We start from the raw sequence: 25,577 nt of genomic DNA on the forward strand, positions 1-25,577 counted from the left end.
GCTGGACAATGCGGTCTTTTTTTGCGAATACGCCTCCGTAATGGAAAAATGCCCGTCGTTCTGCGGATCTGTGCCCCCAAAAACGGGATAACTGTACGTTTAACGGCGCAGGTGTACCTGTTTATGGGACAATCAAATCGACTATGATCAGATTCAAGAAAGCGCTATCATAATTTACGCACCACAGACAGCTGGTCAGGGGGGATTGTTCTGGAGAAGGAAATCGTATTGAATCACAAGACATCAACACAGCTGAAGGGACCTGGTTTTCTGACCAATGCCCGCAAAAGAATGATGAAACACTGGCAGTTACATCTGCTGGTGATTCCGCCCTTGCTATTTTTTCTCATCTTCAAGTATTATCCGATGATCAATGCGGTCCTTGCCTTTAAGGACTATAACGTCATCAAGGGAATATGGGGAAGTGATTGGGTTGGTTTTCAAAACTTTCGTCTGTTCTTTGAGAACCCATTATTCTGGACCCTGGTGAAGAACACCATTCTGCTTAGCGGTTATTTAGTGTTGGCCGGATTTCCGATTCCGATTGTGCTCGCACTCATGATTAACGAGGTACGTGGAGCCAAGTTTAAGAAGTTCGTGCAGCTCGTATCTTTTGCACCCTACTTCATCTCAACGGTCGTAATGGTGTCCATGATTATGTTGTTTCTGGCACCGCGGCTTGGATTTGTGAACATCGCCATGAATTTCTTTGGGCTGGATTCCGTGAATTTTCTGGGTGAGCCGGGTATGTTCCGCTCGATCTACGTCTGGTCCGACATTTGGCAGACTGCGGGCTACAGTGCGGTTATTTATTTGGCAGCACTTGCCGGAATCGACCCCACATTGTACGAAGCGGCCAAAGTCGATGGAGCCTCGCGTTTTCAAAAAATCCGTCACGTGGATCTACCAGGGCTGGTGCCAACCATTGTCATCATTTTGATCCTGAATGTCGGAAATGTCATGGCGATTGGCTTTGAGAAAGTCTACTTGCTACAGAATCCGCTCAATCTGGCTAATTCTGAAATCATTGCTACTTATGTCTACCGAGTGGGCCTGTTGAATGCCAACTATAGCTTTGCAACTGCGGTAGGGCTGTTCAACTCACTGATCAATCTGGTCTTACTGGTTACGGTGAATGGTTTGGCGAAGAGAGTTACGAAGAATAGCATTTGGTAAGAAAGGAGTTCACCTATGGCTGCAACCGTTCAAACAAAAATTAAAGAGTCCGCCGTGGACAAAACGTTTCTGATTACGATCTATATTTTGCTCAGTATCGTGGCGCTGGTGGTCATTTACCCACTGATATTTATCGTCAGCAGCTCAATCAGCAGCCCGGCAGCAGTAACTTCCGGTCGAGTATGGCTCTGGCCCGTAGATATTTCCTTCAACGGCTACAAGACATTATTTAATACACCTGAGATTCTAATCGGCTACGGTAACTCCATTTTCTATACGGTCGCTGGTACCCTGATCAGTGTAGCGCTGACCATCATGATTGCCTATCCGTTGTCACGCAAAACCTTTTTCGGCAGGAACACCCTGATGATGGTCATTACCTTCACCATGATTTTCAGTGGTGGGCTGATTCCAACCTATATGGTGGTAAAGCAGCTTCATCTGATAGACACCCGTTGGGCGTTACTGATCCCGAATGCAATCTGGGTATGGCAGGTTATTATTGCTCGCTCGTTCTTTCAATCTTCGATTCCAGGCGAACTTCTGGAAGCCAGTGAAATCGATGGCTGCAGCGATATGCGGTTTATCTGGAGCGTTGTACTCCCGTTATCGAAGCCGATCATCGCCGTGCTGGTTCTCATGTATGCAGTGGGACAGTGGAATGCGTACTTTGATGCGCTGATCTATCTCAAATCGGCAGACTTGTTCCCGCTGCAACTCATCTTGCGCAGTATCATCATTCAAAACAACGGTTCGGGTGCCATGGACGTGGTGAAAATGGTGGAAAGACAGCAGCTTACCGAACTGTTAAAATACTCGTTAATTGTGGTCGCCACGTTGCCCGTACTCGTCATTTATCCATTTGTACAGCGTTATTTTGTACAGGGGATGCTGGTCGGTTCCGTCAAGGGTTGAACCTTAGATTCGGTGTATGGAGAAAGAAAATATAGAGCGTTCATACGCAAGGTACCATCGTCTCAACTGGTAAACTACTAAAGGGAGTGATCAGATTTGAAGAAAAGTATGGTAACGTTATTGATGCTGATAGTGGCATTCACAGTTGTCATGAGCGGGTGTTCCAATGGCAACTCATCTACTGCACAACCGGGGAGCACGGAAGAGGGCGGCAAGGTGAATATCAGCGTGTTTGCGGTTCAGGACTCTAGCATTGATATTCCGACCAATAAATTCACTGCATTTGTGGAAGACAAATTCAATATCAAATTCAATTGGGAGATCAACCCATCGGATGGGGCCAAGGAAAAGCGTCAAATCTCGCTGGCAAGCGGCGACTACCCTGATGCCTATCTGCTTACCCATTATATAGATCAATTCTCTCAGGCAGATCTACTGAAGTACGGTAAGCAGGGTGTGCTTGTTCCTTTGAACGACCTCATTGATCAATATGCGCCTAACATCAAAGCAGCCATGGAGAAGAATCCTAATTTGAAAACGCTTAATACAGCGCCTGATGGCAATATCTATGGACTGGTTGCTTATACGGAATGTTTCCACTGCTCCTACCCGAGCAAGATGTGGATGAATACCGATTGGCTGAAAAAGCTGAATCTGGAAATGCCAAAGACCACGGAAGAGTTCAAAAATGTGCTGCAAGCTTTCAAAACACAGGACCCGAACGGAAACGGCAAAGCAGATGAGGTACCGCTGAGTGGTTCCATAGAGGAGTTCGGCGTACGGATTATTCCGTTCCTGATGAATGCATTTGTCTATGATGATGACAGAAACTACCTGCAAATGGAAAATGGGAAAGTTCAATCTGCGGCAATTACACCGGAATGGAAAGAAGGATTGACTTATATCAAGTCCCTCTTTGATGCAGGTCTGATTGACCCTGGCGCATTCACACAAAACGCTGAAGCTTTCAAAAAAATCGGTGAAAATGCTGATGCTGAAATTCTGGGTGCTGGTGCAGCTATGCATCCCGCGATCTTCGTAAATATTGATGAAGGTAATACTCGTTCGGCGCACTATAATCCGCTGCCACCGATTTCTGGACCACAGGGTGTGTCCTTTGCGACGCATGATGCGGGCGGTGTATCTCCAGGAGCGAAATTTGTAATCACGAACAAGGCAAGTGAAGAAGCGCAGATTGCCCTGATCAAAATGGTTGACTACATGTTCACTCCAGAAGGCCAAACGAACGGTGCGAGCGGTATGAAAGGGATTGACTGGACTGACCCGGTGGAAGGTGATGTCGCATTGGGTAAAGACGTTAAACCTGTAGTGAAACAAATCCCTATGGCTGAAGGGGAGGCACCGCGCAATGCAGGTTGGAGTGGTATGGCTCACTTCTATATGCCAAAAGAATATCGTGATACCTTCGTTCAGGGCACAGATATTTATGCATCCAATGGTTATGAGCGCAGATTATATGACGCATCGCTGTTGTATGAAGGGCACGAGCCCAAAGAGCTGTTCCCGATCTGGTCCGTCTGGATTGATCCGAATGAAATTGATGAAGCAAGTTTACTGCAAACCAACATCAGAAATTACATTGAGCAAAATGAACTGCAATTCATTACAGGCAACAAGGACTTGAATAAGGACTGGGATGCTTATGTAAAAGGCTTGCAGAACCTGAAGCTTGATCGTTATCTGGAAATTTTGCAAAAAGCATATGACACAAGCAAGTAATGAACAGGGATATCAGAATCAGGTGCCTATGATGTACCGGCACCTGATTTTCCTTGTATTTAGGCAAAAGAGAAGTATGATGATGGAGTATATGTGATGATAGAAGATAAGCAATGGGTGTGTTACATACCAAGAAGGGTGGGATCAACATTCCTGAGACTGAACAAGAACTTATCACGAATTCCACAACGATAAGGCTGACGGATTATGGCGCTGTACCGGACTCTGAGTTGGACACCCAGTCAGCCATGGCTCGTGCAATTCAGGCGGCGGCTGAAATCCCTGGTCCGGTGGTACTGGACTGTGCGAGAGGCAAGTATCATTTCTACCCGGAGGAGGCGATTCGGGCTCCTTATTATATCTCCAATACTACGAGTGAAGAAGAGAACCCGGACGTAACCAAGACCATTGCCATTTTGCTGAAAGGGATGAATGATGTAACACTGGAGGGCAACGGCTCCCTGTTTATTTTCCATGGCAAACAGACCCTGTTTCTGCTGGACCATTGCGTGAATGTAGAGATTCGCAACCTGCGTACGGACTATCACCAACCAACGGTGACCGAGATGACGATTATCTCCAGCGGAAAGCATTATTTCGATGCGCGGGTTCACCCCGATTCCCGTTATCAGATTCGAGACAACAAGCTAACCTGGCTCGGTGAAGGCTGGAGTTTTGCCAAAGGTCCCATGCAAACCTATGATCCATTGCGGAATACAACCTGGCGAATCGACAATTGGTTGGAATTGGCCCAATCTGTGGAAGAGCTTGAGCCCATGACCATCCGTTTACATTTTGATTTCCAGCCTAATGTGGTTCCTGGTCATGTATTGCAAAATCGGGATGGCATTCGTGATCAAGTCGGGGCTTTTATGACCGAATGCTCGAATATTGCGTGGAGTGATGTGAGTCTGCATTTCCTGCACGGACTGGGTGTCGTAGGTCAGTTCAGCACAAATCTGACCTTTTCACGGATGAATCTGGCTCCCCGGGTTGAAACGGGACGCACCGTTGCCGGCTTTGCGGATTTTCTGCACATATCCAGCTGCCGAGGCAAGGTGACAGTAAGGGATAGCCGTTTTTCCGGTTCGCATGATGATCCTGTCAATGTCCATGGTACCTATTTACGAATTATAGAACAGCCGGCAGCGGATTGCGTGAAGGTTCGATTCATGCATGCCCAGACGTATGGTTTTCCGGCGTTTTATCCTGGTGATGAGATCGAATTTGTCCGTTCCGGCTCGTTGACGTCATATGCCTCCAACAACGTGGCTGCCGTTGAGCGTTTAAATTCTCGTGAACTTTTGTTAACCCTTGCTCGTCCGGTGCCAGAAGGTATTGGCAGTCATGATGTCATTGAGAACGTAACCTGGACGCCTGAAGTGGAAATTGCAAATAATCATTTTGCCCGGGTGCCCACACGAGGCATACTCGTAACGACTCGTCGCAAAGTGCTGATTACCGGGAATACGTTTGAACGTATGTCCATGAATGCCATTTTGATTGCGGTCGATGCCGAGTCCTGGTATGAGTCCGGAAGGGTGGAAGATGTGACGATCAGCGATAACCATTTTATTGAATGTGGCAGCAGGGAGCATCCCGTGATCTTCATATCCCCGGAGAATGTGGAGGTAGATGAAAACGCTCCCGTCCACCAGCAGGTCGTTATCCTGAATAACCGTTTCGAAACTTGTAGTGATGTCCAGATTCTAAGCGCCAAGTCCACCCGTGGGTTGGTTTTCAAGTCGAATAAAATCTTGTCCACCAGAGAGACAGGAAAGTTATCCTGCTACGAAGAAGCATTTTATGTAAGCGCATGCAGCAAGGTTGACCTTGCCGATAACACGTTTACTGATGTTCCAAATGGAATTGACTAGCAAATGAGAAAATTTTGAGGGAGAGTGCACATGAAACTTCAATATGACAAACCTGCACATGTATGGACCGAAGGGCTTCCTATTGGTAATGGTCGTCTGGGCGGCATGATCTTTGGCGGGGTGGAGCAGGAGAAAATCAGCTTGAATGAGGATACGTTATGGTCCGGTTATCCGAAGGACGGCAACAATTCTGGCGCAAAGGACGCCCTGCCAAAGATCCGCAAGCTTTTACAAGAAGAACGTTATACGGAAGCGGACACGCTGACCAGAGAAATGATGGGGCCATACACCCAATCGTACCTGCCTTTCGGGGATTTACTCCTGCGCTTTGAGCATGGGGACATCTATCAATCCTATAAGCGGACGCTGGATGTAGAAAATGCAGTGCACAGCCTTGAATATCAGATTGGTCATGTGATATATACCCGCGAAATGTTTGCTTCGCATCCGGATCAGGTACTTGTGCTGCAGCTGACTGCAAGTGTGGAAGGGGCGTTGAATGTACATGCCACGCTGGATAGCCCGCTTCGACATATGACTAGCGTTAAGGAAGACCGTTTTGTTCTGGCAGGTACGGCTCCCGAGCATGTCGATCCCAGCTACTTTGCAAGCGACGAACCGATCCGATACGGTGACCCTGAAAATAACAAGGCGATGGTATTTGAAGGACAGCTAGCTGTGGAGACAGAGGGCGGACAGGTAACGATAGATGGCAGAGGAATTCACGTGTTGGGTGCGACGACGGCAACCTTTTATTTTAGTGCAGCTACTAGCTTTAATGGTTTGGATGCCATTCCGGGAATCGAGGGAAAAGATGCTTCCTTCATGGCAAGTTCATTTCTGAATGAGGCGGTAGGCAAGCCTTACGCCAGCTTGCGTGACTCGCACATTGCGGATTACCGTCTGCTGTTCGATCGGGTGAAGCTTCAGCTTGGGAATTCACTAGCGCCAGAGGAGATGTCCACTGAACAGCGGATTACGACCTATGGTGCGGAAGATCCGGGGCTTGTGGAGCTGCTCTTTCATTATGGGCGCTACTTGCTGATCGCAAGCTCCCGTCCCGGAACGCAGGCTGCGAATCTCCAGGGCATATGGAATGCGGTAACTCGTCCTCCCTGGAGCAGCAATTATACGTTGAACATCAACACCGAAATGAACTATTGGCCGGCAGAAATATGCAATCTGGCCGAATGTCATGAGCCTTTACTGGACATGATCAGCAATCTGGCGAAGAAAGGCGCTGAAACAGCACAGGTCAATTATGGCACCCGCGGCTGGACCGCGCATCATAACACGGATATCTGGGGACAGACGGCTCCGGTGGGCAACTTCGGAGATGGTGATCCGAGCTGGGCCTTCTGGCCAATGGGAGGCATTTGGCTGACCCAGCATTTATGGGAGCATTATGCTTTCAGCGGAGACGAGAAGTACTTGCGCAATTCCGCTTATCCTGTGATGAAGGAAGCTGCCCTGTTCGCGCTGGATTGGCTCATCGAAGATGGCAGCGGTAGCCTTGTGACTTCACCTTCCACTTCACCGGAGCATAAATTCCGGACAGCAGAAGGCGTAGCAGCGGTCAGTCCGGGTTCAACCATGGATATCTCATTAATCTGGGAGTTGTTCACCAACTGTATTGAAGCCTCGGAGATCCTTGGAACAGATCCGGACTTTAGAAAAGAGTTGGAGACCATCCGTGAATGTTTACTGCCACTGCAAATCGGCAAATATGGCCAATTGCAGGAGTGGTCGAAGGACTTTGAGGATGAGGATATCTATCATCGGCATACCTCGCATCTGGTAGGGGTTTATCCGGGTCGACAGCTTTCGGACGAGGAGACACCAGAGTTGTTTGGCGCTGCCAGAACCTCGCTTGAGCGACGGGGAGATGAAAGCACGGGCTGGAGTCTCGGATGGCGAGTTGCGCTCTGGAGCCGTTTCAGAGATGGCAACCGTTCCCTACATTTGCTCTCCAACATGCTCCGTTTGGTCAGAGATGGAGCGTCGGAGCAATACAACCATGGCGGCGTATATCCGAATCTTCTGGGTGCACATCCTCCGTTTCAGATTGACGGCAACTTCGCCGCCTCTGCCGGGATTGCCGAGATGCTGCTTCAATCTCACCGTCCCTATTTGGAACTGCTTCCCGCACTGCCGGATGCGTGGCAGCAGGGCAGCGTTTCCGGCCTGCGTGCCCGAGGCGGCTTTGAAGTCAGCATCCGGTGGGACAATGGACAACTTGCTGAAGCGCACATCACTTCACTCCTGGGCCGGGACTGCACGCTTAGAGTTGAAGAAGGCCCGGTTAAAGTTACCCTTGACGGCAACGTGATCGAGATAGAAAATACCGACTTAAACCTCATAAGTTTCCCTACCTCTGCAGGACGTACCTACAAGGTTAAGTTGAGTTAAATCGCGTTATGGATCGGAAGATCGTTGCATGGAAAATGCTCTACTCGGTCTTTATAATGAGGGCAGACTTGGGCAGGAGAGACACGACCAGCTCCGCTCAGGGCACAGCATGCAACAATAAGGAGGCATATGATGCTAACTAGCGATACAGCCGTACAGGTACAGCAGCAGAATGGTAATCTTGTAAGCGTTACAAACGGGCGCGTAAACCTGGAGATCAATCTTGAAAATGGTGAAGTGTCATGCATCGGCAATCAATCTTCCTATGTGAAGGGCATTCGTAGTGCTTTTCGCTGGCAGGGTCGGGAGTACGGTACGGATCATTATCAGAACCATGAGCTGACAGAGCAGGAAGAGATTGTCCGAGAAGGTTTTGGAAAAGGCATCCGCTTGGTCGTTCTGCATAAAGCCTCGTTGCTGCCGCAACTGGAGCAGCATTTCTATATGTATGAATCCTCACCGTTTGTACTGGTGCAGACCTCTATAGTCGGTGATGAAGAGCTTAAGGCGAATCGCATGGCTGTCATCCAATCCAAAACCATATCCCTCGGCGGAAAATCCGGCCAGGATGAACCGAGCATTCTGCGTGTACCGTTTGACAACGACAAATGGGTGAGATATACGGTGGTCAAGCCGCCGCTTGATGTGGAGAGCTACGAGGCGACAGCCTTGTTCGCGCCCGATAGCCGCCGGGGAATTGTGATGGGTTCCCTTACGCATAAGGTATGGAAAACAGGGATTCGTATGCAAAGCGAAAAAAGCGGACAGATTGAGGGACTTGATCTGTACGGCGGTGCCGTGAGTGAATTGACGCGCGATTCGCAGCCTCACGGTTATGTGAAGGGAAAAAGAGTGGAATCACCCCTGGTTTTCATCGGGTTCTATGAAGACTACCGTGAAGGCCTCGAAGCCTACGGTCAGGCCAATATCTGGATCGAACCTCAGTTACCGTGGGAGGGCGGTGTCCCGATCGGGTGGAACAGCTGGTCAGCAGCCATGAGCGACCTGGACTATGATCTGTATACGGCGACCAGCAATTTTCTCAAAAATGAAGTGCAGCCGCTTGGATTCCAGAATGAGGATACTCTATACATCAATTTTGATGCGTTCTGGGACAATTTTACGCCGGAAGAAATGAAGAGTGCGCTGGACTTGGTACGGCAAAATGGACATAGAGCGGGAACGTACTGGACACCGTTTGCCTTCTGGGGAGGACCTGATCAGTTCGGTCAGCCAGTGGAAGGAACGAATGGGAAATACACCTATGCAGATATTCTGCTGCGTGACAGTGAGGGCGAGATCCTGCCGGATGTAGATGGTGGTCTGGCTATTGACCCGACACATCCCGCAAACCTGCAAAGGATCGACTGGTTCACGGACAAATTCATCTCGGAAGGTTTTGAATATATCAAACTGGATTTCTTGGCGCATGGCTCGCTGGAAGGACAGCACCACAATCCGGATATTACCACAGGGATCGCGGCCTATCACTATGGCATGTCTTATTTGCAGCATAAGCTCTCTCCAGAAGTAATCGGTCGGCCGTTATTCATTAATCTGTCCATCGCTCCATTATTTCCATATGCTTTTGCCCACAGCCGCCGTATTTCCTGTGATGTCTTCGGTACACTTGCGGATACGGAATATCTGCTGAACTCATTAACACACGGTTGGTGGATGAGCAATACGCTCTATCGTTACAATGATCCGGATCATTCCGTGTTATACAAGAGCTTCAATCAGGAAGCTACCGGGTGGCATGAAGGTCGCAGTCGTCTGACCGCTTCAGTTATTGCCGGTACGGTGCTTCTGCTCGGGGATGACTTCCGTAAAGAGGAAGCTGCCGAACGAGCAAGAGAATGGCTTGGTAACAAGGAGATTTTGAACGTCGCCCGTATGGGGAGAACCTTCCGTCCAGTCGAAGGTGATCTGGGGAAGCAGTCGTCTGACGTATTTGTTCTTGAATCGCCGGAAGAGAAAAGCTTCTATCTCGCCGTCTTCAACTTTGATGCTGCACAAGCTGCGGTGAAGTCGATCTCGCTGGAACGAGCCGGGCTGAATGCCAAGACTGTATACGGCTTGCAGGATCTGTGGGAAAGTTCGTATGGGGAGACGTCTGGAGAGCTTACAGTCTCGCTGGAACCGGCGGAGTCCAAAATCTTCAGATTGACCGTTAAGGAGAACTGATCTCTGAGGCAAATGGATAAACCCGAGCCGTGATCGGCTTCAGAATAAATTCAAAGTCAAACGCGCGCTTTTGTATCTTACAGATCGCGCGTTTGTCTATTTTTGAATATATAGGATGGAGGGCATGATATGAATGATTTTACTTTGTGGTATTCAACCCCTGCTGCGGATTGGTCTCAAGGCCTGCCGCTGGGCAATGGAAGAATAGGGGCAGTTGTTATGGCGTCTTCGCATCGTGAGGTGTGGAGTATGAGCGAGGTCACCTACTGGTCAGGCCAGATTGACCCGGAGCACCTTTCCGGAGGAGGAAAGGCTGCACTAGAAGAGATGCGTGGTTATTTCTTCGCCGGCGATTATGATAGAGGAGATCGTCTTGCCAAACAGCATTTACAGCCGAAAAAGGGTAATTTCGGCACTAATCTTGGATTATGTGAGGTCGTTATTGATTTTGAGAAGAAGAGTACAGGCACTGATCAGGGCGGAAGCTTCCAACGTGAGCTGGATCTGACTCATGCGTTGGCCGGGGCATTCTGGAAAGATGAAGACATCACGATTCTTCGTGAGGTCTTCGCTTCTCACGCTGATGATATAGTCGCATCCAGAGTTTGGAGCGAAGCTCCGGGTGGAGTATCCTTTACGCTCGGTTTGGAGAGGGGAACTGAGTCATTCAAGGTTGCAGTCTTAGATGACAACACGCTCGAATTTCAAGGTCAGGCGACGGAAAATGTACACAGTGATGGGACATGCGGCGTACGGGCCAAGGGTTTAGTGAAGGTGGTTGTATCCGGGGGAGCCATTACCAGTGGAGATGGTCGATTGATCGTGACCGGAGCGGATGAGGCATGGATTTATTTTAGTGTAAGTACGGATTATCGTCGTACAGATCAGGAGTGGGAAACAGAGAGCGAGTCTACGCTGTTGAAGGCTTTAGACAAGGGATATGTCTTGCTGAGAGAAGATCATATCTGCGATTACAGCGAGCAATATGACAAGGTAGATATACAGTTGGGGAGCGAAGGGAAATCCGGTCTGGCAACAGATCAGCGTATTCGATTGCTGGAACAGGGTGGTGGAGATGAAGACCCACAATTGTTTGCATTGTTTCTCCAGTATGGAAGGTATCTGACTATTGCGGGTTCTCGTGAGAACTCTCCGTTGCCACTCCACCTCCAGGGAATCTGGAATGACGGTGAAGCGTGCCGGATGGGCTGGAGCTGTGATTATCACCTTGATGTGAATACTCAGATGAATTATTACCCCACAGAGATTGTGAATTTGGGAGAGAGCCATCTTCCGCTGCTTCGCTACGTTGAAGATTTGGCACAGGCCGGCAGAGAAACGGCACGTAATGTATATGGATGCGACGGATGGGTCGCTCATGTATTCTCCAATGTATGGGGCTTTACGTTACCTGGATGGGAGACCTCATGGGGACTGAACGTTACAGGCGGATTATGGCTGGCTACACACCTGATTGAACATTATGAGTACAGTCAGGATCGTGTTTTTCTTGAGAAAGTGGCCTATCCTGTACTTAGAGAATCTGCAGCCTTCTATTTGGACTACATGTGTGAGCATCCTCGGAACGGATGGTTGGTGACCGGTCCTTCGAATTCGCCGGAAAATCATTTCTATCCCGGTAATTCGAAAGATGGGGCACATCAGCTGTCCATGGGACCGACAATGGACCAGATGTTGGTGCGCCGTCTCTTTGAATTTTGTCTTCATTCAGTTGAACTTTTGAACAAAGACGATGAACTGGGACGCAAGCTGGAAGAAGCCATCAGCAAGCTGCCACCTGTGCAGATCGGTAAAAAAGGCCAGTTGCAGGAGTGGCTGGAGGATTATGAGGAAGTGCAGCCGGAGCATCGGCATTTGTCTCATCTCTATGCGCTCTATCCGGACAATCAGATTACACCTGACCGTACACCGGAACTCAGTGCGGCAGCACGAGTAACGCTGGAGAACCGCATGGTCCAGGAAGAGCTGGAGGATGTTGAGTTTACTGCTGCCTTGTTTGGACTGGGTTTTGCGAGATTACATGATGGGGAGACAGCTTATAAACACCTCTCACACTTGATCGGCGGCCTGTGCTTCGATAATTTGTTTACCTATTCCAAATCGGGCATTGCTGGAGCAGAGAGCAATATCTTTGTCATTGATGGAAATTTCGGCGGTACAGCTGTCGTATCGGAGATGCTGCTGCAAAGTTATGCGGGCGAGATTCACCTCCTTCCAGCGCTGCCAAGGGCATGGAGCACAGGGGCTATCTCCGGTCTTCGGGCTAAAGGGAATGCCGAGGTTGACATCGTCTGGGACGATGGAAAGCTGACATCTACGACCATTCACACTTTCTCGCCGGGAACATTCACCATTTGTTGGGGCAAACAAAGAAGGATTCTTCATACTGAAGCAGGCGAAAGTTACTATTTCAATAGCGAGCTGGAGTTGGTAAAATAACGATCTATACTTGAAAATAACTTTCATTTATATGGAACATGGCCCCATGGAGGGAAAAACATATAATAGAGACATAAAGAGACAAAGGGAGGGGACGTTGATGTATAGTATTTTCTTGGTAGACGATGAGGAACTTGGACTTGAGATGATGAGGGATTATATCCGCTGGGAAGAAATGGGCATCTACATCATGGGAACTGCGAGTAACGGCAGGGAGGCTTTGGAGAAGATTGAGGCCACCCAGCCTGATATTGTTCTTACCGATGTTCAGATGCCGATAATGAACGGTATTGACCTGGCGAGAAAAATACATGAGAGCTACGACTCAATCCAGGTGATGTTTCTGACCGGACACGATGAATTTCAATATGTAAAATCGGCTATCAACGTAGGGGCCGTGGGTTATATGCTAAAACCGTTGGATTTAAACGAAATTGAAAGCGTTATCACCAAAGTTAAACAGCGTTGTGACGAAGTTGCAATGAAGAATCGTTCCATGGAGGCGGCCAAAGCCAATATTCTGAAGGAGTTATCTTACGAAAAAAATGCGGATCGTGCTATTGATCTCGCGTTTGGTTTCAGCCGTCTAACTCGTCAGCCGGAAACCACCCGATATGCAATGGCCTTGTTCAGTATTGATCCCAAGGAGGCCGAAGGGGAGCAGCAAAGTCTGGAGGATTGTACAGGTCGGCTGGTGTCTTTTCTTGACCATTTCTTCAAGGCGAAGAACCTGAAAGTGACCTTTGTGGATTACAAGGAAGGGGAGACTGGTGTATTTATGGAGGCAACCCAGCAGCCGGGACATTATGCGTGGGAAGACTTGGGCGAGGCTATCCGAAGTGTCCTGGATTTTACGGTGACGACAGCTGTAGGCGGACAAGAGACGGAGTTATCCAATATTCATTGTCTGTATGAACAGACGCGAATCATTTTGAACGAGCGTTTCTATGAAGGTACAGGTACGATTATTCATGCAGAGACTGTTTCGAATCAGTTTTATACGGAACATATGCCGCCTTTTGAACAAAAGGAGTGGTTTGAGGCCATTAACCGACTGGATTTTGAATGGGCTGCACAGAAGCTGCACGGATATATTGAGGGATTGGCAACATTGCGAGTCAAGAAAAAAATCATCTGCGACTGGTCGATAGATCTCGTGAATGAGCTGCTGGAGCAGCTTCATAAGCCTGTCCCCGAGCGGGCGGAGCTGTATCATTCCATCTATAATGCGCTGACTCTGCATGAGATTGAAGATCTGATCCTCAGCACTGCCGGAGACGCCGTGAGTATGTTGGGTGAGCGGTTTATGGACAAAAATGCAAAGCTGATTCACAAGGTCCGCACGCTCATCGACCAGAATTATAATCAGCCGATTACCATCAACAGCCTGTCCGATCAGGTCTATTTGTCTCCGAACTATTTGAGATCCATTTTTAAGGACAAAACAGGGGTGACCATCCACGATTATCTGACACGCATCAGACTGGATAAAGCCAGGGAGCTGCTGGCAGACGGCTCGCTCAAGATTCACGATATTGCGCAGAGCGTCGGCTATGAGAGCACGTCTTATTTTATTTCTCTATTTCTTAAGACGCAGGGTGTTACACCCAATGAATACAGGAAAAGTATATGACGATACAGGCCGTCTGATAACGAGAACAAGACTCTAATTTTCCCAGAACGTTGCAACGTGACTTGAAGAGGTTCCTCCTTGGGACAGCCCATGAATTTGATTTGCAAATGAAAGAGGCTTTCCTGTATGAATAGTAACATTGTGGTATGGAACATCCCCCTCCTCCTTTTTACAATTAGGCATATAGGAAAGGAAGGAGGAGAGAGGGGATTTGGCAGTTCTTTATGAAAGCGATTACACGTAAGAGCTGTGAACCACTGCAGGAATAGGCACGAGGAGACCTAACTCAATCAAAAGAAGATGGAGGCATGTTATGTTGGGACGGATTATGAAAAAAGGATTGGTGTTTTTTATCATTATTTGTTTGGTAATAGGCGGGGGCCAGTTCGCCCGAATAGCTCACGCCGATGATATGAATACCTATGAAGCTGAGGCCGAGGGGAATATTTTGCTTGGTAACGCGACAATCTCTGATAGCCCAACGGCTTCAGGCGGCAAGAAGGTCGGAGGCATGTACCAAGGCAGTTCCTTGCAATTTAACAATGTTACTGTAAGTGAGACAGGAAATTATAAGATTTCCGTTTACTACATTTCAGGTGATTCGCGGCCATTCAATATTAGTGCGAATGGCGGGGAGAAGCAATTTGAAGAACCGCCCAAGACAGTTGACTGGGATACGGTGGGAATGGTTGATGTGACCCTTCCGTTGAACGCTGGTGCCAACACCATCCTGATCGATGACAACAACTGGTATTCTCCCGACATCGACAAGATCGTGATCCGAGGTTTGGATAGTGGTCATCCGGGAGAAGGAGACGGAGACGACTGGAAGAAAAATCTGCATGGTGCAATCATTGAGGCAGAAGCAGCCGACAATATTTTGAAAGGCAATGCCAAGGTGGTAGACAGCAGCATTAGTTCAGGCGGGAAAAAAGTAACGGATCTGAACAAGAACAGTTCACTGCAATTTGCGAATGTCACCGTACCGGCAGAGGGTACATATTTGATCCGAATATCTTATATTTCCGGTGACCAGCGACCTGTCTATATGCAGGTGAACAATGGAACGGATGAGATGATTGATCTGCCCAAAACGGCAAGCTGGAATACGGTAGGTACGTATGATGCAGAAGCTACCCTTCATAAAGGTGTTAATACCATCACATTCTCGGATCATGACTGGTATTCCCCTGATTTTGACCGAATTGAAGTGATCCCGTATACGATTAGCTATGAAGCCGAAGATTCGGGAAATACGCTGACTGGTGAAGCACGTGTAACGGACAGTCCCAATGCTTCCGGCGGCAAGAAGGTCGGTTATCTGAATGGCGGTAGCTCCTTGACGTTCAATAAAATTATAGCCCCGATGACAGGTGATTACCGCATTACGTTAGCTTATTTTTCCGGTGATCCGCGGAGTTTCTATGTCCATGCAAATCGTGGGGAAGAGCAGTTTCATGACCTGCCCAAAACCCCGGATTGGGATACGGTAGGTACGTATGATCTTACACTCCCCTTAACTCAAGGCGAGAATACGATTACTTTTTCAGACAACAATGGCTATTCTCCCGATCTGGACCGGATTATCGTAGAGCCTGCGATAGAGACAGAACCCGAAAATCCGGGTGAAGGAGATGACGATCTGGGAACACCGGGTGATTCGCAACGTTACGGGAATATCACGGTAACCGATTATACCTATGGACTCCTGGTATCAAACGGACAATATGAAGTGTCTTATAACACCCAAACCGGATTTGCCGGTTACAGCTGGGCAGACGGGCAGAAGATGCGGGGCATCTTCAGCAGCATTAAACTTGGAGAGAGCCTTGTGGAAACCAAAGGTTATGAGAGTCATGTAAGCGGTGGAGCACCGGTGGAAATTCAGGATGGATTCGGCAAAGGCGTGGAGCTGACTTTTGTTCATACTTCCACTGGCAAACCAACCCTGAAGCAAGTCTATCGGTTTTATGAAGATCAATCGTATTTCCTCAACCGTCTGGATGCCTTCAGTGATACAGAGATTCAGAGCAATTACATGTCACCCATTACCGTGAAAAATACGGGCGGTGTAGATATCGGCGTCAGCTCGGATAATCGAGTACTTACGGTGCCTTTTGACAATGATGCCTGGATTCGCTACAAATCTCAAACGATGAATCGGGCGGATACCAGCTACGAGATGACGACGGTATTCAATAACTCGACTCGTAACGGTCTGGTGATCGGTTCAGTAACCCATGACACCTGGAAGACAGGTATTGACTGGAAAGGCTCAGCTAATCGGTTGAATGAATTTGCTGTATATGGTGGTGCAGCCAGTGACGTTACCCGCGATACTCAGCCACATGGCAGTCTGACCGGTACTGAAATATCCTCACCCATGATTATGGTAGGCGGTTTCAGTGATTACCGTACAGGACTTGAAGAATACGGTAAAGCCAATGCGATCATCACGCCTCCCCTAGCGTTAAATCCAGAGCTGCCACAAGGTGTACCTGTTGGCTGGAATAGCTGGGGGGCTTATGATAGCGGGCTGTCGTATCAGAACGTAGTGGATGTGTCTAATTATTTCAAGAACAGCCTGGCGAAGTTCAATAATAACGGCAATGTATTCATTAATATGGATTCCTACTGGGATAATCTGAGTGATGCAGAGCTTGCCCAAGCTGTATCTGTAATTAAGGACAATGGTCAGCATGCAGGCATCTATTGGGGACCGTTTGTATATTGGGGCAACGATATGAGCCAAAAAGTGGATGGTACCAATGGGCAATATACGTATGGTGATATTGTACTCAAGGATGGTGCAGGGAAACCTCTGCCTACACTGGATGGAGCATATGCACTGGATGTGACACATCCGGGGAGTCAAATGCGGATGAATTATTTTCTGGATAAGTTTAAGGAGCTTGGATTTACTTTCATCAAACTGGATTTCCTAACCCATGGCTCGCTGGAAGGCCAACACTATGACACTAATGTGACGACAGGGATCCAGGCATACAATGAAGGAATGCATTACGTCGAAGAACGATTGGACGGAAAAATGTTTATTAGTGCGTCCATTGCACCGATCTTTCCGAGCCAATATGCTCACAGCAGACGGATCTCCTGTGACACCTACGGCAAAATCAATGAAACGGAGTATATGCTCAATTCATTGACCTATGGCTTCTGGCAAAATGGAACGATCTATTCCTATACAGACCCTGATCATTTGGCATTAAGTAGAGCATCAAGCATGGAGGAAGCCCGTAGCCGGGTAAATTCCGGCGTGATTGCCGGTACGGTAATGCTGGATTCCGATGATGTGAACGATCCGAAGGCACAGGAATACATGACGGCATTGTACAATAATACGGATGTTCTTCAGGTGGTGCTGAAAGGGAAAGTATTCAAACCGCTTGAAGGAAATACAAACGCCAACGCCGCAGATACGTTTGTTCTGAAGGATGGCAATGATTATTACCTTGCCGTATTTAATTACAACGCCAATAGTTCAGCGAATAAGACGATTGATCTGGGCCGCGCCGGATTGAATGATTCTACATCCTACACATTAAAAGACTTATGGACAGGTGAATCTTCGTCAACCACGGGGTCATGGTCCATCTCGCTGGGACCGGCTGAATCGAAGTTGGTTAAATTGACCGAAAAAGCAGTCACCCCGGAAAATCCAGGCAACCCAAGCAACCCAAGCACTCCTGGCAACCCAGGCACTCCTGGCAACAATGGCAATAACAACAATAATATTAGCGGAAACTCCGGCAGCACGGTTGCTGAAGGGAACGATACAGCAACACTGGTCATCACAGCGGATACTCAGGAAGTACAACTGTCATCGGCTGTATTACGCCAGCTCGGCAACCATACACTGGAAGTGAAATCAGGCAAGCTAACCCTGCAAATCCCTGCGAGTTTGTTCCAGCAGCTATTGAGCAAGCTGCCAGCAGGGCAACAGGAAGAAAGTACAATATCCCTGAAAATGGTTTCGCTTGATAGCAAGGCCAAGGAGGTCGTTGCTGCAGTGGAATCATCTTCCCGGGCAAACGTTGCCCTTAAGGGAGAGATCTATGAATTTAGCCTTTCGGCAACAACCAAATCAGGTTCAACCGAAACACTCTCTGCATTTGATCACCCAATTACGCTGAGTCTGGCAGCAGCGGAAGACTTCGACGCGAAGCAGGGAGGGATTTATTATATTAACGAAAATGGAAAACTGAAATTTCTCAAATCGGATTACGCGAGTGGTGTACTAACGACCAAAGTCAGCCACTTCAGCAAGTATGCCGTGCTGGAACTAGATCGGACTTTTACCGACGTTCCGGCCAATCATTGGGCCGGCTCTGTAATCAAGGAGTTAGCGTCCAAGCTGTTTGTCGATGGCACAAACGAGAATCAATTTGACCCAGGACGTGCAGTCACCCGCGCCGAGTTCGCCGCCATGCTTGTTCATTCCCTGGGACTGACCGTAGCAGGGGAAGTGCACTTTACAGATGTGGCGGCAGATGCCTGGTACGCGGAACCCGTCTCGATCGCGACCCAAGCCGGTATTGTAAGCGGTAGAAGCGCAGCCAGTTTCGAGCCGGACGCCCAGATTACCCGGGAGGAAATCACGGTGATGCTGATGAAGGCATATGAGTTGAATGTTGGCAAAGTGCCTGTTGGTTCTACAGACACTATCTTTACCGATATGAATCGGGTTTCCTCATGGGCAACTGCTTCGGTAATGGATGCAGCCCGATTGGGACTGGTTCAAGGCCAAAGACAGGGACAGTTTGTGCCTAAAGGGATCGCTTCCCGGGCAGAAGCGGCTCAGGTCATTTATAACCTGATTTTGAAGTGAGGCCTAAGGCTGCGGGTTACATTGCAGCCTTATTTTCATACCTTTGAAATGACAGATGATTTCCCCTACGGATTGTAAGATTGCGATATGGCTAATTCGCCGCCCGCTTCCTACAATAATATGTATGTTCACAACACACAGCATATAGGTAACGGGAACCTGGAAGGATGATAAACATGACGATTCAATATAATGAACAACAACGTATATTTGCATTACAGACACGGAATTCTTCCTATATTTTTGGAATTAATGAGAGAGATCAGCTGCAGCATCTGTATTGGGGAGATTCGGTGAGTATCGAGGACAGCGCCCCGTTGCTCCGTCTGCAATCCCATAGCTCTTTTGACGCGGAAGTGGAAGGAGAAGTGGAGGAGTACAGCTTCTGGGGAGGCGCATCTTATACGGAGCCATCTTTGAAGGTTCGTATGCCTGATGGGGTTCGTGATCTCCGGGTACGGTACGACCATCACGAAATTACTGAAAAGGATGGCAGACAGACGCTGATTATCACGTTGAAGGATCAGGTGTATGCACTTGAAACGCAGTTGGTATATCGGGTTATCCCGGAGTATGATCTGGTGGAGCGTTACGCCAATATCGTAAATACGGGTCAGGAGGTCATCGTGCTGGAGAGCATGCAATCTGCGGCGTGGACACTGCCATATCTTCAGGATTACCGCCTGACCCATGTTACGGGTAAGTGGTCGGGTGAATTCCAGCTCCGAAACACAAGTTTGACTGAGGGAAAAAAAGTGCTTGAATCGAGAAGAGGTTTTACCGACGGCCATGCCAATCCATGGTTTGCCATAGATGACGGCCTTTCGACCGAAACAGACGGCGGAATATGGTTTGGTGCTCTCGCCTGGAGCGGTAATTGGAAGATTGTTGCAGAGAAGACGCCGTTCACACATGTTCGGGTAACGGGCGGAATTAATGATTTTGACAGTGAATGGCTGCTGGGTGCGGGTGAAACGTTCGAGACGCCTGTCTTTGTCGGGGGTTTCAGCCCTGAGGGCTTTGGCGGCATGAGCCACCGCTTGCATCAGTATCAATATGATTACATACTGCCGCGCAGTGAAATTGGGAAAGTGCTGTATAACTCCTGGGAAGCAACTTACTTCGATGTGAACGCACAGGACCAAATGGCGCTTGCCGAGCGGGCAGCCAAGATGGGTGTGGAGCTCTTCGTCGTGGATGACGGCTGGTTCGGGCAGCGGCATTCTGACCGTGCTGGGTTGGGCGACTGGAACGTGAACATGGAGAAGTTCCCGAACGGTCTTGTTGAGCTGATTGACCGGGTTCACGGACTGGGGATGGAATTCGGCATATGGGTCGAGCCGGAGTCGGTCAACCCGGATAGTGATCTCTACAGAGCACATCCAGACTGGGTATATCATTTTGAGACCCGGGAACGTACGGAGCTTCGAAATCAGCTGCTGCTGAACATTTCCAAACCGGAGGTTAAGCAATACATTATCGATTTTATGACCGAACTGCTTGGCAACCATAAGATTAAGTTCATTAAATGGGACATGAATCGGACCATTACGGAGCCGGGCATGAAGGGTCACCCCATTAACCGCCAGAAAGAAGTATGGGTAAGGCATGTTCAGAGTCTCTATGATATCTGGGCACAGCTGCGAGCCAAGTTCCCGGATGTGGAGTTTGAAACTTGCGCAGGAGGCGGCTCGCGGATTGATCTGGGCATCTTCCGTTATGCCGACCAGTCCTGGCCGAGTGACAATACGGATGCGTTCGACCGTCTGAGCATTCAGGAAGGCTTCTCGTATACATACGCACCACGTATGATGACCTGTTGGGTAACCGAGTCGCCTACAGGAATGAACGGCCGAAACGTCTCTCTGAAGTATCGTTTCCACAGTGCAATGATGGGCACGCTTGGTATTGGTTCCAATCTGAACGAGTGGAGTGATGAGTGGATTGAGCAGTCCGGGGAATTCGTCGATCAGTACAAAGCCATTCGCCACCTGGTGCAATTCGGCAGACAATTCCGCCTGACTGCGCTTCGTCATAAGGGAGTTACCGCTGTCCAGTACTGCGATGCAGCCGGAAGTGACCATGTGCTGTTCGCCTTTCTTCACTCGCAGAAGCTGGGTGAACCGTTGCCAAGACTCCGTTTGGCAGGTCTTCAGGCTGACAAGACCTATCTCATTGAAGAGTTGGGGTTATCGGTCAGTGGGCGTGCGCTAATGAACATCGGGGTGGAGTTGCCTCTACGCGGCGATTTCGACAGCCTGGTGTATCGCATCCGTGAGCAAGTATAACGTTCTGGAAGAACTGTTTAAAAGGAGTGCTTTGCAAGCCAATAGTGGCTGCATTGCACTCCTTTTTTATTGAATCTCTTTTTGTGGCAGACGGATTTGGACCGTGGTTCCCATGCCTAGTTTGCTAAACACTTTGACACCGTAGTATTCACCAAATTTCAGCTTAATTCGTCGATCCACATTTGAAATGCCATAGCCTCGTCCTTCTTTCTCTTCAAACAAAGACTGAAGCGTCTCACGCCGCATGCCCATTCCGTCATCTATAACAGACAGGATGATACTATTACTCTCAATGATGCCCTTGATATTGATATTTAGGGGCCGATCCTGATTCCAAAGAGCGTGAATCACTGCATTCTCCACAAAAGGCTGTAACGCAAGCTTCACGGTCGAGTAGGGCAGGATCGACTGATCTATCGTATAGATGATGTTCAGCTTGCCCTTAAATCGAATAAGTTGAATAGCATTATAGCTCTGCGTTAGCTTCAACTCCTCATTGATGGTCAGAATACTCTTTCCTTTATTTAGGGAGATCCGATAAAACTTGGCCAGATGAAGGACCATATCCTGAATCTGAGGATCCTGATGCTTGACGGCCAGAGAGGAGATCGAGCCGAGTGTGTTATACAGAAAATGAGGATTGATCTGAGCTTGAAGCAGATCAAGCTCGGCTTCCTTACCCTGTAGCTCTTTCTGGTAGACTTCGGTAACCAGACTTTTCAACCGGGTTGTCATCTGCTCAAATGCAAAGTGAAGCTGTCCTATCTCATCACTGCCCATTTGCTCCTCATGGGCAGGGTTGAAATCTCCCCGTTCAATGCGGCGAATCATTCGTATTAACGTCCTGATGCGTTTGCTGAACAGCGAAGCGGTAATATAGATGAGCAACAGCGCCACGCCGATGAAGCCCAGTGAAATTTTGATAATAAGCTGAGAGAGCGATTTGGCATCCTTGATAATACTGTCATACGGGAAGATGGATACCGTTTTCCAGCCATTTTTGAGCGTGTTATAAACGGCTAGAGCCTTCACGCCTTGATACGTTGTATCAAATCTTCCTGAAGCCGTATCGTCAAAATTTTGATGAAGAAGTTCGGGCAGGCTTGTATTAATTAACTGTTTGTCGGCGGAGGACAGAATCATACCTTTGTCATTTATGATGAAAATATCTTTGCCGCCTGCTTCCTTTTCCATTAAGGAATAGATGACAGACTCGGAGATTTGAAAGACCAGCATCCCATAAGGATACTGATTACTATTGTTGTTCAGCAGTCGTGCAAGCGTAAACATGGCAGGACCGTTCTCTGTCTGCGGCGATGAGAGATGAATGATGTTTCCATAGGATTGTTGCAGCTTGTGGAACAGCTCCGTGTTATGAACTTCGGGTGTAATCGGCCGGATATAATAATTGTCTTTGGGCAGCGATGGATTGTCCGAATAAATGAAGGCGCTATCAAAATCAGGGTAGGCAGCCATCACGGTGTCGATACGATTGCCAATATAATTATAGACGTCCAGATACGATGGATCATCCTGATACTCGTTTGTCAGGTAATTGGCAAGTCGGTTATCCAAATAAATGGAGGCGGAAATATGTTCGTAGCTGTCCAGTTTGTTCTCCAGATTTTTAGTGATTTGAGCGGTTGAGTTCGTCATGTTGATATAGATCTGCTCGGTGAGTTTGATTTTGGTAAGTTCATAGGAAAAGTAAACCAACAGCATCATTGGAATGATGGTGACCAGAACAAATACCATAAACAGTTTGGAACGAAAGCTCAGATTAACAAAAGGCATATATAAGTATTTTCTATAAAATTGGCGCATCAGGAAGCCCTCTCTTGACTGAATATTCGTTGCACAGTTCATCATAGCAGAGTGAATATGGAAATCCAATCCTCTCTTTTACGCAGAAACATCTTTAAAAAGCGGTATCTTTCGGAGAATTCGACTATGGCGGGCAATCAGCGTCAAATTTATGATGAATAGGAGAGAAGTTGAATCCAGATATGGCCGACCATGCTGCTGTATAGAAAAAGGGAGGGTATTTAATGCATAAGGTAAGCGCTATCAAAACAGTCAGGAGCAATAATCTGATAAGCAGACTAAAAGAGCAAAAATGGTTATTCGTGCTTATGCTTCCTGCCTTCATTGCGACATTGCTATTTTCCTATGGTCCGATGTTTGGACTATATATGGCGTTTACGAATTATCAGCCGGGTGGGGGATCATTTTTTCACCAGTTCTTCCATGCCGAATTTGTAGGTTTCCAGTGGTTTGAGTATTTCTTTACTACAGGGGATTTCTATCGGGTTATGCGAAATACGCTTGCGACGAGCTTGCTGACATTGTTCTTTGGATTTCCTGCGCCGATCATTCTCGCGCTTGTACTAAATGAAGCAAGACAGGGATTTTTCAAACGTTTTGTACAGACGGTTTCCTATCTGCCGCATTTTATCTCATGGGTTATCGCAGCCAACATTGTAATTACGCTGCTGGCTTCGGATGGAATGCTTAACAATATTCTGGTTATGCTGGGCATGGTCAAGGAACCTGTCGCATTTTTGCAGAACGGGCCTCTATTCTGGTGGATTATCGCCCTGTCGAACATGTGGAAAGAGATGGGTTTTAGCGCCATAATGTATCTCGCTGCAATCGCCTCCATTAATCCGGAGCTCTACGAAGCGGCCAGGGTGGACGGAGCCAGCCGATTTAGGCAAATGTGGCATATTACGCTGCCATCCATGCGCCCTACCATTGTCATATTGGCTATTCTCGCGGTCGGAGGCATTTTGAATGCGGGATTTGAACAGCAATACCTGCTGCAAAATAATACGGTGCTTGAATACTCCGAAGTGATTGATATTTATGCTTACAAATACGGACTGCAGAACAGCATGTTCTCTTACGGGGCTGCCGTGGGAATGTTCAAATCCGTTGTTGCCTTTATTCTTGTCCTCATCGTGAACCGGATTTCCAGAAAAGTGAACGATCAGGCGTTGTTCTAACTACAAAAGACAGAGGGGAGCGCTTGTGATGATTCTGAACAGATTCGGGGATCGCATTTTCAAACTCATTGTGTATTTCATTCTTATTCTTGTTCTACTGGTTACATTTCTTCCGTTTTGGAATATACTCGTTCTTTCATTGAACAGCGCGGAGGATACAGTACGAGGCGGCGTCTACCTGTGGCCCAGAGACCTGACCCTGGACAGCTATCAGCAGATTTTGAAGGATAGCGAGATTTTGAACGGGCTGTGGGTAACCGTCAAGCGGACTCTGATTGGTGCACCGCTGTCGGTTCTGGTCATTACGATGCTTGCGTATCCGCTAAGTCGGCGGAATCTGATTGGACGCAAAGGATGGAACCTGTACTTTATCTTTACCATGTATTTCAGTGGTGGACTCATTCCATTCTACATGGTGCTTAAGGCACTGAACATGATCGATACATTCTCGGTGTTCATTTTGCCAAGTTTGATGAATGTCTTCTATATGATTATTGTCCGTACCTTTATGGAGCAGCTGCCCCATGAGATTGAAGAATCGGCGAGGGTGGACGGGGCTAACGATCTGACGATTTTCTTCCGAATTGTGATGCCGCTGACAACACCTGTGCTTGCAACAGTGGGCCTCTTTCAAGCCATTGGACATTGGAATGCCTGGTTTGATTCCTATGCGTTCACCTACAGCTCGGACCTGAAAACCCTTCAAGCCGTGCTTGTCAAAATATTGAATCAATTTCAGACCGGCGGCATGATTTCACAAACGCAAATGCTGGCCAACTCGGCCAAGCGGAATGCCGTTTCAAGCGATACCATTCGAATGGCTGCTACCATGGTAGCGACCTTACCGATCGTTATGGTGTACCCGTTCCTGCAAAAATACTTTGTTAAAGGCATGACTTTGGGAGCGGTGAAGAGTTAATCTGTTTCATGATCCGGTTGCAGGGTAGGCTTGTCCGGTGGCCTCTCCTGAAAGGGGGTGGGCAAAGATCGTTTTGGAAATGCTCAATCTAGCACTGCAGGAATTTATTCATTGGGAGG

Annotated in this window: 13 protein-coding genes; 12 read left to right on the plus strand and 1 reads right to left on the minus strand. The window is 48.0% G+C overall.

Annotated features, from left to right (window positions below; genetic code table 11):
• Positions 1 to 291 precede the first annotated feature (291 nt).
• From ACFTRD_RS06485 to ACFTRD_RS06530, 10 genes are all read left to right on the plus strand, one after another.
• Positions 292 to 1,176: an ABC transporter permease gene (locus ACFTRD_RS06485; protein ID WP_143805411.1), complete on the plus strand. Its 885-nt coding sequence runs from the start codon at positions 292 to 294 to the stop codon at positions 1,174 to 1,176.
• 15 nt (positions 1,177 to 1,191) lie between these two features.
• Positions 1,192 to 2,091, plus strand: coding sequence for a carbohydrate ABC transporter permease (locus ACFTRD_RS06490; protein WP_379378207.1), 900 nt, complete (start codon positions 1,192 to 1,194; stop codon positions 2,089 to 2,091).
• A 96-nt stretch (positions 2,092 to 2,187) separates the two neighbouring features.
• Positions 2,188 to 3,831 (plus strand): extracellular solute-binding protein, encoded by a 1,644-nt coding sequence (locus ACFTRD_RS06495; RefSeq protein ID WP_379378208.1) that lies wholly within the window; start codon positions 2,188 to 2,190, stop codon positions 3,829 to 3,831.
• Between the two features lie 113 nt (positions 3,832 to 3,944).
• On the plus strand, positions 3,945 to 5,708 hold the full coding sequence (locus ACFTRD_RS06500) for a right-handed parallel beta-helix repeat-containing protein (RefSeq protein ID WP_379378209.1): 1,764 nt from the start codon (positions 3,945 to 3,947) through the stop codon (positions 5,706 to 5,708).
• Between the two features lie 30 nt (positions 5,709 to 5,738).
• On the plus strand, positions 5,739 to 8,117 hold the full coding sequence (locus ACFTRD_RS06505) for a glycoside hydrolase family 95 protein (protein ID WP_379378210.1): 2,379 nt from the start codon (positions 5,739 to 5,741) through the stop codon (positions 8,115 to 8,117).
• Between the two features lie 129 nt (positions 8,118 to 8,246).
• Positions 8,247 to 10,304 (plus strand): alpha-amylase family protein, encoded by a 2,058-nt coding sequence (locus ACFTRD_RS06510; RefSeq protein WP_379378211.1) that lies wholly within the window; start codon positions 8,247 to 8,249, stop codon positions 10,302 to 10,304.
• A 129-nt stretch (positions 10,305 to 10,433) separates the two neighbouring features.
• Positions 10,434 to 12,764, plus strand: coding sequence for a glycoside hydrolase family 95 protein (locus tag ACFTRD_RS06515; protein ID WP_379378212.1), 2,331 nt, complete (start codon positions 10,434 to 10,436; stop codon positions 12,762 to 12,764).
• A 100-nt stretch (positions 12,765 to 12,864) separates the two neighbouring features.
• Entirely contained in the window at positions 12,865 to 14,397 is a 1,533-nt protein-coding gene (locus ACFTRD_RS06520; protein ID WP_379378213.1) for a response regulator, read from the plus strand.
• A 313-nt stretch (positions 14,398 to 14,710) separates the two neighbouring features.
• Positions 14,711 to 19,246, plus strand: coding sequence for an S-layer homology domain-containing protein (locus ACFTRD_RS06525; protein ID WP_379378214.1), 4,536 nt, complete (start codon positions 14,711 to 14,713; stop codon positions 19,244 to 19,246).
• Between the two features lie 176 nt (positions 19,247 to 19,422).
• Positions 19,423 to 21,534 carry an alpha-galactosidase gene (locus tag ACFTRD_RS06530; RefSeq protein ID WP_379378215.1) on the plus strand — a complete coding sequence of 704 codons (2,112 nt, stop codon included), beginning with the start codon at positions 19,423 to 19,425 and terminating at the stop codon, positions 21,532 to 21,534.
• A 66-nt stretch (positions 21,535 to 21,600) separates the two neighbouring features.
• Here ACFTRD_RS06530 and ACFTRD_RS06535 read toward each other — a convergent pair whose 3' ends face one another.
• Positions 21,601 to 23,358: a cache domain-containing sensor histidine kinase gene (locus ACFTRD_RS06535; RefSeq protein WP_379378216.1), complete on the minus strand. Its 1,758-nt coding sequence runs from the start codon at positions 23,356 to 23,358 to the stop codon at positions 21,601 to 21,603.
• Between the two features lie 224 nt (positions 23,359 to 23,582).
• Here ACFTRD_RS06535 and ACFTRD_RS06540 point away from each other — a divergent pair, with 224 nt between their 5' ends.
• Both ACFTRD_RS06540 and ACFTRD_RS06545 read left to right on the plus strand, forming a co-directional pair.
• Positions 23,583 to 24,539 (plus strand): ABC transporter permease, encoded by a 957-nt coding sequence (locus ACFTRD_RS06540; RefSeq protein ID WP_379378217.1) that lies wholly within the window; start codon positions 23,583 to 23,585, stop codon positions 24,537 to 24,539.
• A 28-nt stretch (positions 24,540 to 24,567) separates the two neighbouring features.
• Positions 24,568 to 25,458 (plus strand): carbohydrate ABC transporter permease, encoded by an 891-nt coding sequence (locus ACFTRD_RS06545; protein ID WP_379378218.1) that lies wholly within the window; start codon positions 24,568 to 24,570, stop codon positions 25,456 to 25,458.
• The last annotated feature ends 119 nt before the right edge of the window (positions 25,459 to 25,577 follow it).

Source organism: Paenibacillus sp. NPDC056933 (assembly GCF_042674385.1).
Taxonomy (GTDB): Bacteria; Bacillota; Bacilli; order Paenibacillales; family Paenibacillaceae; genus Paenibacillus.

Bases quoted from the DNA above. Each gene is read 5' to 3' on its own strand.
- ACFTRD_RS06485 (WP_143805411.1), top strand. From the start codon at position 292: ATGATGAAACACTGGCAGTTACATCTGCTGGTGATTCCGCCCTTGCTA.
- ACFTRD_RS06490 (WP_379378207.1), top strand. From the start codon at position 1,192: ATGGCTGCAACCGTTCAAACAAAAATTAAAGAGTCCGCCGTGGACAAA.
- ACFTRD_RS06500 (WP_379378209.1), top strand. From the start codon at position 3,945: ATGGGTGTGTTACATACCAAGAAGGGTGGGATCAACATTCCTGAGACT.
- ACFTRD_RS06505 (WP_379378210.1), top strand. From the start codon at position 5,739: ATGAAACTTCAATATGACAAACCTGCACATGTATGGACCGAAGGGCTT.
- ACFTRD_RS06510 (WP_379378211.1), top strand. From the start codon at position 8,247: ATGATGCTAACTAGCGATACAGCCGTACAGGTACAGCAGCAGAATGGT.
- ACFTRD_RS06515 (WP_379378212.1), top strand. From the start codon at position 10,434: ATGAATGATTTTACTTTGTGGTATTCAACCCCTGCTGCGGATTGGTCT.
- ACFTRD_RS06520 (WP_379378213.1), top strand. From the start codon at position 12,865: ATGTATAGTATTTTCTTGGTAGACGATGAGGAACTTGGACTTGAGATG.
- ACFTRD_RS06525 (WP_379378214.1), top strand. From the start codon at position 14,711: ATGTTGGGACGGATTATGAAAAAAGGATTGGTGTTTTTTATCATTATT.
- ACFTRD_RS06530 (WP_379378215.1), top strand. From the start codon at position 19,423: ATGACGATTCAATATAATGAACAACAACGTATATTTGCATTACAGACA.
- ACFTRD_RS06535 (WP_379378216.1), bottom strand. From the start codon at position 23,358: ATGCGCCAATTTTATAGAAAATACTTATATATGCCTTTTGTTAATCTG.
- ACFTRD_RS06540 (WP_379378217.1), top strand. From the start codon at position 23,583: ATGCATAAGGTAAGCGCTATCAAAACAGTCAGGAGCAATAATCTGATA.
- ACFTRD_RS06545 (WP_379378218.1), top strand. From the start codon at position 24,568: ATGATTCTGAACAGATTCGGGGATCGCATTTTCAAACTCATTGTGTAT.